Annotated in this window: 10 protein-coding genes; 6 read left to right on the top strand and 4 right to left on the bottom strand. The window is 33.3% G+C overall.

Features of this window, described 5'->3' with window-relative positions; genetic code table 11:
- Nucleotides 1-1,820 (top strand): LPXTG cell wall anchor domain-containing protein (locus HMPREF3267_RS10920; protein ID WP_141762963.1); only part of this gene is annotated, 1,820 nt, incomplete at its 5' end.
- 195 nt (nt 1,821-2,015) lie between these two features.
- The gene (locus HMPREF3267_RS10915) at nt 2,016-2,813 is read left to right on the top strand and encodes a Cof-type HAD-IIB family hydrolase (RefSeq protein WP_037545340.1); all 798 of its coding nucleotides are present in this window, start codon (nt 2,016-2,018) and stop codon (nt 2,811-2,813) included.
- Between the two features lie 66 nt (nt 2,814-2,879).
- Here HMPREF3267_RS10915 and HMPREF3267_RS10910 read toward each other — a convergent pair whose 3' ends face one another.
- The gene (locus HMPREF3267_RS10910) at nt 2,880-3,872 is read right to left on the bottom strand and encodes a D-lactate dehydrogenase (protein ID WP_002460442.1); all 993 of its coding nucleotides are present in this window, start codon (nt 3,870-3,872) and stop codon (nt 2,880-2,882) included.
- A 353-nt stretch (nt 3,873-4,225) separates the two neighbouring features.
- On the opposite strand from HMPREF3267_RS10910, the gene HMPREF3267_RS10905 reads away from it, so the two are divergent.
- The gene (locus HMPREF3267_RS10905) at nt 4,226-4,885 is read left to right on the top strand and encodes an NAD(P)H-dependent oxidoreductase (protein WP_002478623.1); all 660 of its coding nucleotides are present in this window, start codon (nt 4,226-4,228) and stop codon (nt 4,883-4,885) included.
- Nucleotides 4,886-5,080: 195 nt separating this feature from the next.
- On the opposite strand, the gene HMPREF3267_RS10900 is transcribed toward HMPREF3267_RS10905, so the two are convergent.
- Nucleotides 5,081-5,914 carry a YSIRK-type signal peptide-containing protein gene (locus HMPREF3267_RS10900; protein ID WP_062078113.1) on the bottom strand — a complete coding sequence of 278 codons (834 nt, stop codon included), beginning with the start codon at nt 5,912-5,914 and terminating at the stop codon, nt 5,081-5,083.
- 399 nt (nt 5,915-6,313) lie between these two features.
- Here HMPREF3267_RS10900 and HMPREF3267_RS10895 point away from each other — a divergent pair, with 399 nt between their 5' ends.
- On the top strand, nt 6,314-7,807 hold the full coding sequence (locus HMPREF3267_RS10895) for an aldehyde dehydrogenase family protein (protein WP_002460439.1): 1,494 nt from the start codon (nt 6,314-6,316) through the stop codon (nt 7,805-7,807).
- A 68-nt stretch (nt 7,808-7,875) separates the two neighbouring features.
- Here the strand turns inward: HMPREF3267_RS10895 and HMPREF3267_RS10890 are convergent, their stop codons facing one another.
- Both HMPREF3267_RS10890 and HMPREF3267_RS10885 read right to left on the bottom strand, forming a co-directional pair.
- Nucleotides 7,876-8,682, bottom strand: a complete 807-nt coding sequence (locus HMPREF3267_RS10890; RefSeq protein WP_062078793.1) for a VOC family protein — start codon at nt 8,680-8,682, stop codon at nt 7,876-7,878.
- A 329-nt stretch (nt 8,683-9,011) separates the two neighbouring features.
- Complete coding sequence (locus tag HMPREF3267_RS10885; RefSeq protein WP_002460436.1) at nt 9,012-9,293, bottom strand: GNAT family N-acetyltransferase; 282 nt, start codon at nt 9,291-9,293, stop codon at nt 9,012-9,014.
- A 279-nt stretch (nt 9,294-9,572) separates the two neighbouring features.
- On the opposite strand from HMPREF3267_RS10885, the gene HMPREF3267_RS10880 reads away from it, so the two are divergent.
- Together HMPREF3267_RS10880 and HMPREF3267_RS10875 are read left to right on the top strand one after the other, a co-directional pair.
- The gene (locus HMPREF3267_RS10880; protein WP_037545331.1) at nt 9,573-10,304 is read left to right on the top strand and encodes a M48 family metalloprotease; all 732 of its coding nucleotides are present in this window, start codon (nt 9,573-9,575) and stop codon (nt 10,302-10,304) included.
- A 248-nt stretch (nt 10,305-10,552) separates the two neighbouring features.
- Nucleotides 10,553-11,497 (top strand): DUF1672 family protein, encoded by a 945-nt coding sequence (locus HMPREF3267_RS10875; RefSeq protein WP_002478628.1) that lies wholly within the window; start codon nt 10,553-10,555, stop codon nt 11,495-11,497.
- Nucleotides 11,498-11,591 lie beyond the last annotated feature (94 nt).

Genomic DNA, 11,591 nt, shown 5'->3' with positions numbered 1-11,591 from the left:
CGAAAGGTGATAAAGGCCAAGACGGCACATCAATTACCGTAACGAACACAACAACAGATAGTGCTGGCAATACAGTTATCCACTTCAGCGACGGTAAAACAGTAACCGTACCAAAAGGTCGCGATGGACAAAATGGACGAGATGGTCATGATGGCGTATCAATTACCGTAACGAACACAACAACAGATGGCGCTGGTAACACAGTTATCCACTTCAGTGATGGCAAAACAGTTACAGTTCCTAAAGGTCAAGATGGACACTCAGTTAGCATTCAAGAAATAACAAAAGATGCTCAAGGTGGAACAATTGTTAAATTCACAGATGGACATTCAATCACAATACCAAAAGGTGATAAAGGTGATCGTGGTGAAAAAGGTCAGGATGGTCAATCAATTACAATTGTGAGTCAAAGAGTAACTAAAGAAGGCAATACAATTGTCGAATTTAGTGATGGAAACTCAATCACTATACCTAGAGGTCAAGATGGACATTCAGTTACAGTAAAAGAAAGCCATCAAGATCAATCAGGCAATACGGTTGTAGTCTTTAGTGATGGTAATACAATTACAATAGAAAAAGGTCGCGATGGACGTGACGGTCAAGATGGCAAATCAATTACAATTGTGAGTCAAAGAGTAACTAAAGAAGGCAATACAATTGTTGAATTTAGTGATGGACATACAATTACTGTGCCAAGAGGCCAAGATGGACATTCAGTCACTGTAAAAGAAAGTCATAAAGACCAATCAGGCAATACGGTTGTAGTCTTTAGTGATGGTAATACAATTACAATAGAAAAAGGCCGTGATGGACGAGATGGCCGCGACGGACGTGACGGAAATAATGGTCAAAATGGTTACAATGGTAATAATGGCTACAATGGTCAAAATGGTTATAACGGCCAAAATGGCTATAACGGTAAAGATGGTCAGTCTATTCATATTGTAAGTCAAAAATTAACTAAAGATGGAAACACTATCATTGAATTTAGTGATGGACACACAATTACTATTCCTGGAGGTCAAAACGGACATTCAGTTACAGTAAAAGATATTCAAAAAGATCAATCAGGCAATACAATTATTATCTTTAGTGATGGTAGAAAAGTAGTTATTGAAGCATCAAAACAAATTCAAAAACAAGATGTTAAACCAACACCTTCTGCAGTTAAACATTATTACATTGACCAAGATAAAAATACTGTGATTATCTTAGCTGATGGTCGAGAAGTTTGTGTTCCATGTATCCAAGGCACACGTGCAACAATCAAATATTATTATATTGATCAAGCAGGTAATGTGCATATTGATTTCAATAATCACCCAAGTATTGTAATTCCAAGAAAACCAATTGAAATCACAAAAACACATCAACACACAAACCATCAATCATATAACCATCAACATCAAGACTTTAATGGAGGTTATAATAACTACCACAACCATTACAAAGGACAACATGACTTTAATGGACAACATTCACATCATGGTGTTAATAACTTTGTAGGACATCAAGGTAACGCTGGACATCAACATTACAGTCATTATGAAAACTATACTCATAGTCAATATGATCACGGACAAGCACATGCTAACTACGCTCATCAAGCAGTACAACATCAAGCATATAACCGTCATGTATCATATCATGGTTATGGCTATACAATGACTGAAGCAATGGCTCAATATAGAGATGTTGTTACAAAACGCTATGCTCTACCTGAAACTGGTGAAACAACATCATTATCATTAGCATATTTAATGACTCTTGTTGGTAGTATCTTACTTCTTAGTGCTTTTCGTCGCAAAAACGTTAAATAAGTAAGTATCATATAACCATTTAAAAAAGCTCTTCCTCTCTTTATAGAGGGGGAGCTTTTATTTTTTTCACTTATGAAAGTGATTTCATAATCTGAACATAGTTTCATAATGATAGTCGTTACTTCATGATGACGTATAGACACTATATAATTAGTAGTGAAAAATTGTGAAAGGTATAGGAGGCATCATTCATTTATGATTAAAGCGATTGCTGTGGATATGGATGGGACATTTTTAGACAGTCAAAAACATTATGATGAAGTAAGATTTAATCAACAATTTCAGAAACTTCAAGATAAAAATATTAAGTTTATAGCAGCAAGTGGAAATCAATATGCAAAGCTTAGATCTATTTTTGGTGATAAAGAGATGTATTTTATTGCAGAAAATGGTGCTGTGATTTATCAAGGCAACAGCTTATATGATTATAAGAGTTTTGATATACAAGACTACCAATCTTTGGTGCAATATTTAATGTTAGAACAAGGACTTCGAGAGTTTATTATATGTGGCTTAAAAAGTGCTTATATTTTAAAGGATACGTCACAACCTTTTAAAGAGAATGCGCACTTTTATTATCACCAATTGGAGGAAATTGATTCGTTTAACGTATTACCAGACGATGATTATGTAAAAATTGCTTTTAATATCAATCGGACAACGCATCCTACGCTTGATGAAGATATGGCTATACGCTTTAAGTATATTGCAAGTTTAGTATCGAGTGGGCATGATAGTATTGACGTAATTATGCCTAATATGACAAAAGGGGAAGCGCTTAAAGGTTTGTTAACAAAGTGGCATATCAAACCTAGTGAACTCATGGCTTTTGGAGATGCTAATAATGATAAAGATATGCTGGCATTGGCCCATTATAGTTATGTGATGGCTAATAGTAATGATTCTGAATTATTTGATATAGCGCATGCAGTTGCGCCAAGCAATGATGAACAAGGCGTATTACAGGTTATAGATGATGTGGTCTTATCTTAAGGAAAAAAGCGCTAAACAAGTCATATCGCTTGTTTAGCGCTTTGTATATATTAAATTTAATCTATATTAGTTTAATTGAGTGTCACATTTACCAGTTTCAATGACTGATAACGCAGCATTTAATCCACCTTCAACAAGGTTTCTTACTGCCTCATCAGAGAAGAAAGCAATGTGTGGTGTTACTAAAATATTTTCGTGACGAATTAATTCTAATAATGTTGGATCGTCAACATCTTTACCTGTCCAGTCATAAGTGAAGTAATCTGCTTCATTTTCATAAGTGTCAATTGCTGCACCTGATAAAGTACCATCATTGACTGCATCAAGTAAAGCTGGTGTGTCGATAACAGCACCACGAGCGGCATTTACTAAAATAGCGCCTTTTTTCACTTTGCTAAACATTGATTTATCGAATAAATGGAAGCTTTCTTTGTTTGCAGGTACATGTAATGAAATGATATCTGCATCTTTAATTGCTTCTTCCACAGAGTCTTTATATTCTAAGAAATCTAAAGAGTGATTTGGATATGCATCAAAGCCTACTACTTTAGCACCGAAGCCAGCATAAATTTTACCTGTTGCTGCACCGATACGTCCTGTACCAATAATTGCAACTGTCATATTTTTAACCGGTGTTGACATAATAGGTGCTGCCCATTTGAAGTTGTGTGCTTGAACGCGTTTTTCAATTAATGGGAATTTACGTACTAATTGTAAAGCTATAGATACAGAATATTCAGCGATTGTTTCAGGTGAATAACTTGGTACATTTGAAATAACAATGCCGTGTTTTTTAGCTAAATCTAAGTCATACATATCAAAACCAGCAGTACGTTGTGCAATTTGTTTAATTCCATATCCTTCTAATTTAGGATAAACAGAATCTTCTAGTTTCCCAAATTGCATTGTTGTAACACCGTCAAATCCTTCTAATTGATCTACAGTATCAGCACTTAAGATTTCTTCTGAAGTAACGACTTCAACATTGTGTGCTTTACCCCAATTTAAAGCATCTTTTTTCTCATAATCACGCGTACCGAAAAACATAATTTTTGTCATTGAAATAATCTCTCCTGTTCCTAGATGATATAGTTATATAAATATAAGACGTTATACGATATATAAGTAAGCTGTAATAATATTGGCTTGTGTTATAGTGTCTACAAGTCTCTTACCTACAATATTATTATATTGTGAATTATTTCACAAATCAATAGTTTGCATCACATTTTTTGTTATAAAATTGTACCAAAGCAACAATATGAAAATATTTACACATATTTTATAATTCTTGCTTTGTATTTTGCCATAGTGGTATGTGGGTTTTAAATAATTGGATAATCACAATACTTTTTTGTACTGATTATATATTTTATAATTTAAGTCACACTACTATTTCAGGAGGCTTTATCATGTCACAAATGAATGAAACAATTATTAATGCATTAAATTTTCGCCATGCGACGAAAATATTTGATTCATCAAAACAAGTTAGCGATAAAGATATGCAAACGATTTTAGAGTCAGGACGGCTGTCACCGAGTTCTCTTGGATTAGAACCATGGCGATTTGTTGTCATTGAGAGTCAAGAACTAAAGGATAAACTTAAACCTTATAGTTGGGGTGCACAAAAACAACTTGATACAGCTAGTCGTTTCGTTGTTATTTTGGCTCGTAAAAATGTTACGGCACAGTCGGACTATGTTCAACATATCCTCAGAGACATTAAGAAATATGATACACATACCATCCCAGCAGTTGAACAAAAGTTCAATGATTTCCAAACAAATTTTCATATAAATGATAGCGAACGTACTTTGTTGGATTGGGCTAGCAAACAAACATATATAGCCTTAGCAAACATGATGACTTCAGCAGCATTACTCGGAATTGATTCATGTCCAATGGAAGGTTTCGATTTGGATAAAGTGACGGAAATATTACAAGATGAGGGCGTTATTGATACAGTGCATTTTGCACCTTCAGTTATGGTGGCCTTTGGTTATAGAAAAGATGAGCCAAAAGGAAAAGTACGTCAGCCAGCAACAGATGTCATTGAATGGGTTAAATAAGTAATGATGTAATAGCATGTTAAATGATTAAGTAAGGGAGCGGGACAGCATTCATAATGAATTCGTAGTCCCGCCCCAGCAAGGTTGACTAGGATTGAAAAAAGCTTAGTATAAGCGTATTTTCTATCTAGTCAACTACTGCCAATACATATATATCATAGCCTAAAACAAAATGATGCCCCAGACTGTTTTGTATTATATGTGTTTTCGACGGCGCATAAAGAGTGCTGAGCCAAGTACTGCGAGTATTGAAGCTAATGCCATACTATGTTCGGGCGTTTCTTCTTTACCTGTATTTGGTAATGCTTTATGAGTAATCGGTGCTGTGACAGTCATATTTGATGAAGTAGCGTGAGTAACTGTTGGCTTTTTAGTTTGATTGATTAATGTTTGATGAGTGTGATTTAATTCATTATGTTGTGAAGGATTAAAAGGTTGTTCCACATTCACTGCTGCTGTCGATGGATTAACTATTTTACTATGTTTCTCGACGTTTTGTTTTTGACTTTGATGTTGAACAGTTTGTTTAGTTAAACGAGATTGGCTAGTTCTTTGTTGACTTACAGTTTTAACACTACTGCTTGCATGTTGAATTTTTTTAGATGTAGATTGTTTTTCGGTTTTAATATTGTGACTAGAGTGATTATTTTGACTTGTGTGATGCGTTTCACTATTGATAATCGTTATGTCATTGATGAGCCATTCACCATCCGTAGAGCCTAAAATAATTTCAGTTTTGCTGTGTGAACTACTATTTTGATTTGAATTATTTTTTTCTATAATGTCTGTTGTTTTACCATATGGACTTGTAATATCGACTTCTGATGTATGTTTACCAGATGTGTGTTGATTTTGAGTATTTGCCTGATGCTGAGCGTGACTTTGATTTTGTTCTGTAGCTGTACGACTAGTTTCTGAAGCATACGCATCTTGATTCGCTCCTAAAAATACTACTGTTGCTAGGGCAACTGATCCTATTCCTATTGCAAATTTACGAATTCCAAAACGCTGTTGTTGATAAAATTTCACATGATCACTCCTTAATATGATTTAATAATGCCTTACATGTTTGCTACTACTTTCTAGTTGGAATAAATGTAAGGACGCCACTATATAAATATTTTATATAATTATAACCATTTTACCATAAGACAGTGAAATAAAATATAGTATAGTTAGCAGTTTAATAGCTTTTTAAATTTATAAGCATAATTAAAATATAAGATATTAATGTAAAGTTAGCATATCATCATGTTTTAAGTACGGCTAAATTGGTAATACGTTATAAGCAAGTTGTTTTTATTTTTTACGCAGAAAAGGTAAAATACTAAATACGTAGAAAACGCTTTCATTATTTTCTACAGGCTTTACCGCATCGAACGTATTGCACATGGCCTTTTATAAATTCTAAGTAAAGGATGATGACCAATGTCAAATGTAAATATAAGAGATTTTATAGATGAAAAATATGATTTATTTATCAATGGAGAATTTCAAGCAAGTGATAGTGGAGAAACATTAGACGTAACTAATCCAGCTAACGGAGAAACATTAGCACAAGTAGCTAAAGCCAATCAAGCAGATGTTGATAAAGCGGTTAAAGCAGCTCAGGATGCTTTTGACAGCTGGAGTAAAATTTCTAAAGAAGAACGAGCGGACTATTTATTAGAAATTAGTCGTCGCATACTTGAAAAAAAAGAACATTTTGCGACTGTTGAGTCGTTACAAAACGGTAAACCGTACCGTGAAACGTCTACGATTGATATTCCTCAAACAGCAAATCAGTATAAATATTTTGCAAGTGTGTTAACAACTGATGAAGGTAGTGTTAATCAAATTGATGACAATACAATGAGTTTAGTTGTAAATGAACCAGTCGGCGTAGTTGGAGCAGTTGTCGCATGGAACTTCCCATTCCTATTATCTTCATGGAAACTCGCGCCAGCATTAGCTGCAGGTAATACCGTTGTCATTCAACCATCATCATCTACACCGTTATCACTCATAGAACTTGCGAAAGTGTTCCAAGACGTATTACCGAAAGGTGTAGTTAACGTTGTAACTGGTAAAGGTTCTGAATCTGGCGATGCCATCTTTAAACATGAAGGCGTGGATAAATTATCATTTACAGGTTCAACAGATGTTGGTTATGGCGTAGCAAAAGCAGGTGCTGAACGTATTGTTCCGACTACTTTAGAACTTGGTGGTAAAAGTGCAAACATTATCTTTGATGACGCAAATTTAGATCAAGTAGTTGAAGGTGTACAACTTGGAATTTTATTTAACCAAGGTGAAGTATGTAGTGCAGGCTCACGTTTACTAGTACAGACTTCAATTTATGATAAAGTCATTCCTAAATTGAAAGAAGCTTTTGAAAATATCAAAGTTGGCGATCCTTTCGATAAAGATATTAAAATGGGTGCTCAAACTGGGCCAGATCAAATAGAAAAAATTGAAAGCTATATTAAAATTGCAGAAGAAGATAGCAGTGCAACTATCTTAACAGGTGGCCATCGTCTAACTGATAATGGTCGCGATAAAGGATATTTCTTTGAACCTACAATCATTGAGTTAAAAGATAATAGTCATAAATTGGCACAAGAAGAAATTTTTGGACCAGTATTAGTTGTAGAAAAATTTGAAGATGAAAATGAAGCGATTCAAATCGCTAATGACTCGGAATACGGTTTAGCTGGTGGTATCTTTACGACAAACCTCAACCGTGCTTTAAATGTCGCTAAAGCAATGAGAACAGGACGTATTTGGATTAATACGTATAACCAAATTCCAGCCGGTGCGCCATTTGGTGGATATAAAAAATCCGGTATTGGTCGTGAAGTTTATAAAGATGCGATTAAAAACTATCAACAAGTTAAAAACATCTTTATCGATACAAGCAATCAAACGAAAGGTTTATATTAATATAATTTATTATGATTGTAATACGACATCATAAAAACAGAGCGCTTTATGCGTTCTGTTTTTTTATACTATCCTGCAACCGTGCTGGTATCACTATGAATTGTAATATCGAAGCCTTCAGGTGATGTTACGTGCGTTTCTTCAGCATTGGGTTTATAAATATCAAAATGGACTAAGCCATAACTTTCCGTATTACTTATTCTTTTCTGGTTTGATTGCCACATATTCACAGCGATATGATGATGATAATATTGTGTTGACATAAACAATGCTTGTGGGAATTTAGAAATATGTGCTAATCCAAGTTGTGAAACATAGAAATCATATGCCTCTTTTATATCATGTGTTTTTAAATGTAAGTGCCCGATTTTCCCATTTGCAGGCCAGCCTTGCCAACCTAAATTAGTACGTTGTGCAATTAAATCATCAGCATTCACTTCTAACGTATCCATTTTTACGAAATCATCATTCCATTGCCATTGGTCACTTGGTCGGTCTTGGTATACTTCGATGCCATTACCTTCAGGGTCATTAAAGTAGAGTGCTTCACTTACGAGATGATCTCCACCACCAACAGCGATATTTAACCGGCTAACATGATACAAGAAATTGGCTAAATCAGCGCGGCTAGGTAATAAAAAAGCAATATGGAATAAACCAGCTTCTCGGAAACTAGGATGTCGTCCTTCAGCTAAATAATTTAAAGTTAAAGTATGACCGTTTGCGCCTACATTTAAGATAGTATGTTCTTCGCTGCGTGCTTTTATTGAAAAACCAAGAATAGTGCTGTAAAAAGTTGTCATTTTAGCTAAATCAGCGACATTTAATGTGATATTTGTTACGTGCGTTGCTTCAATGGTATGGAATGAAGTCATCATGTATTGCCTCCTATAGTGATAATTTTATTTATAATTTATATCTAGTATATTAAATATACTATTGTGATATAAAAAGTACAAGATAGAAGTTTCAAAGTTTATACATTTTTAGGCAAGTGGTTGATAATACAGGTTTTTAAGTAAATGAAACTTAGTATTGTTTCAATAAAGAAATACGTAGTTAGAAAAAGGAAAAATATGGGGCTTCAAGCGATAAAGACATATTATTTTTATAATATTTACAATGAAAGCGAAATAGTGCATTAAGTTGAGACGACACTTAATGCACTATTTTGAAATATATTTTATTGAGTCAATGATTTGTATTAGCCAAGATAGACATCTTGGTAATCATCATTAGTTTCTAATACATGTTTGGCAAATGGGCAAGATGCGATAATTTTCAATTGATTGTCTCTAGCATAGTTCACAACTGCTGCTACTAGTTCTTTTCCAATACCTTGACCTCCTAATTCGTCAGGTACACCGGTATGGTCAATATCAATTTCATTATTATCTACTTGTTTAAACGTAATAACAGCTTGAGCGTTGTCTTCAGATTCTCCAATATAGAACTGATTATGACCTTGTTTAATCGTATTGTCCATCGTAATCACTCCTTAATATTTTTTATATTATATATGTATCACTTTTGGTATAAATTAAACATGGCTCAACCATTTTAGGACATTGAATTGCGCTAAGAAAACATTTAAAATGACAAGTGTAATCGATATGATTGTATTATGAATAAGTAGTATGTGTGCATCATTATCATCAGGATGCATACATAAGCATTTAAATTCTTTTGTCGCTATATAATAAATCACATATGTAAATTTAAAAGGTTGTATTAAATATTATCTTCCCTAAGAAAGAGGATTAAAATGAGGCTCATTGCAATTATATTTTTAAGCTTAGTTATATTAATAAAATTTGACGTAATACAAGTTTCACTTCTTGGACAAACGGAAATACGCTATTTGTTTATTTTTGCATTCGGATTAGTTGGATATGCATTTATCAGTCCGTATATGTATTTATTTTTAAGCAACCGCACAGAGGTTGATCGTACGTGGTTGCAACAACATATACCAGAGATGGAAACACACCAAGTAACCACATATATTGGAGAATTACCATTTAAACCTAATTTATTTGCTTCAGGAAGCGGACATCGTAAAGTTATCGCAATAGATAGACGTATTGAACAAGCATTGTCAATAGAGGAACTAAAGTTTTTTATCCTACATGAATATAGTCATATTAAAGATCATGATATTTTAAAGTTAAGCTTAATGCGCTCAGTTGTTGTCGCATTTATACCAATTATTGCATTATTAGTTAGTCGTACAATTCATTTTAACAATGTTTTATTGTTGTTAATATTTGTAGTTATTGTGTTATCACTCTATATTTCTGGATTTTTCTTATTTTTCCATTATGCGCGTCTTAAAGAGCTAAAATGTGATCGCTTTGCTGCACAATTTACATCAAAGACAGCACAACGCCAAGCTTTCGAAAAGTTTATTGCGCTCGGTATTATGGAGGATACAAAGGTAAAGTTGATGTCAACACATCCATCACTTCAACAACGCTTAAATCACTTGAATATATAAAATTTGCGCCAAATTATCATAATATCAAGTACATGGTAATTTAGTACTATCATTATTGAATCATTAAGGGCAGTATATAAAGTTAGTTTTGACTTTATATGCTGTCCAATTTTTATCTCATGCATAAAATTCCAATTGCCAGTCTTAATTTTTTTATATAAAATATTTATAAAATATAAATTTCAACTTACGTTAGTTTTATACGTCGACTCAAACAATACTCACATAATAGAGGAGATGACCAATATATGAAAAGAACAACAAGTATAGTATTATGTGCCTCGCTTATTTTAGGAGGTTGTGCTTCCATGGACAAAGAACAAACGAAAGATATACCGAAAACAGTAAGCGTCAAAGATTATGATGGCAAATATATTGGTGAACATAAAGAACGAAATGAAATCTTTTTAAAAAAATATAAAGCAGAAGCCGAGAAAAAATACAAAAAATATGTGAAAGAAGTTTTTAATAAAGATGTAAAAATTATTAAAGTGTATTCATACACTACGTCTACCGGAGGGAAACCTTTTGAGGGATTAACTGTAATGGGGACAGTAGACTATGACATTCCATTTAATTTTAATTTAAACTTTGAAGAATCTAAAGGTCACTTAGGATATAGTACAATCACTGCTGATCAATCTAATGAGTTAAAAGCTGCCATCAGTGCACTTATGTTTAAACGCTATGAAAATGATATTGAAAATGCACGTATGAAATTCAAAGAAGAAGTAGAAAAGCAGGGTTATTATGCAATGAATAACAAACTAATGAAGCAACAAGAATTTAGAGGCGTCACAAGACCTTATTTAAATTTTTCAACAAATACTTCTATAGGACTTAATGATTTCAAAAAAGATTTCAAACCTTTACTTAATGTTAAAGACAAATCTTTTTATACACGTATAGATATCTTAAGTCGAAAGTATCCACAATTGATGGATGAAATGAGAACTGAATTTATTGCTTTTTACAATAAGAAAGCAAAAGATGATGTAAATAAATATTCATGGAATTTACAAATACCAACGAATGACACGATGAAAAAAATACCAGGAACAAAGATGATGTACTTCTATAAAGATGGTGTATCTCCAAGTGAATTAGGTGGAGATGGCAAATTAAAAAGACAAACAAAAGATATATCCATGATTGGAGGGGAATGGGATAGAATTAAAAAAGAAAAGAATTGACAAAGAAATAGTTGAGGTACGAATGAATGGACATCATAGTTATTGAAAGTGAAAAAATATGTAACATATTTAGATGTTATTGAATTAAGTAGCG

This window comes from Staphylococcus sp. HMSC62D11 (genome assembly GCF_001839145.1).
Taxonomy (GTDB): Bacteria; Bacillota; Bacilli; order Staphylococcales; family Staphylococcaceae; genus Staphylococcus; species Staphylococcus lugdunensis.
The sequence above is the reverse complement of the archived record's forward strand: the minus strand, read 5'-3'. Positions and strand labels throughout refer to the sequence as shown.